1 pseudogene is annotated in these 705 nt (G+C 37.4%); it reads right to left on the minus strand.

Annotation, left to right across the window (positions count from 1 at the left end):
• A pseudogene (locus ACWIHY_RS40300) lies at positions 1-424 on the minus strand (transposase); the annotation flags it as partial.
• Positions 425-705 lie beyond the last annotated feature (281 nt).

The raw sequence follows: 705 nt of genomic DNA on the forward strand, positions 1-705 counted from the left end.
GCTCGGCACTGATTAGCTTTTTCTCGGCAGCTTCCTTTAAGATGCGATAGAAAATCTGTTCAAACAGATCGGTATCTTTAAAACGGCGTTCATAGTTTTTTCCGAACGTAGAGAAATGAGGCACTTTATCGTGGAAACCATACCCAAGGAACCAGCGATAGGCCATATTGGTTTCCACTTGTTCAATCGTTTGGCGCATGGACCGGATTCCAAACGTGTATTGAAGGAAGGTCAATTTAATTAAGATGACAGGATCAATACTGGGACGACCGATTTCTGAATACATGTCCTTCACCAAGTCATAGATGAACGAAAAATCAAGTGCTGCCTCTATTTTACGAACCAAGTGGCTGGCCGGTACCAATTGATTTAACGTAATCATTTCTAATTGATCTCGTTGAATGGGATTATGTTTCGAAAGCATGTCAATCACCTCAAGTTATGTAGTACTTCCATTGTAAAATAAAAAAGACTGTAGGCAAACTGGATTTCTTCCAGTTTGTCTACAGTCTGAACAGCGCTATCAAAGCGCTGTTTTTTATATGGTAAACAATAATAAAGTCCTGGTTTAACCGGTGAATTTAGAACTATTTTTCATTTTTACCTTCATTTTAAATGTAATTTAAAGGAAGATCCTCCGGTATAATTTGTAAATTATTGAAAGAAGGTTCAAAAGGAAATGAAAAAAACACTCACCACTATTCC

Source organism: Streptomyces sp. NPDC055287 (assembly GCF_053646035.1).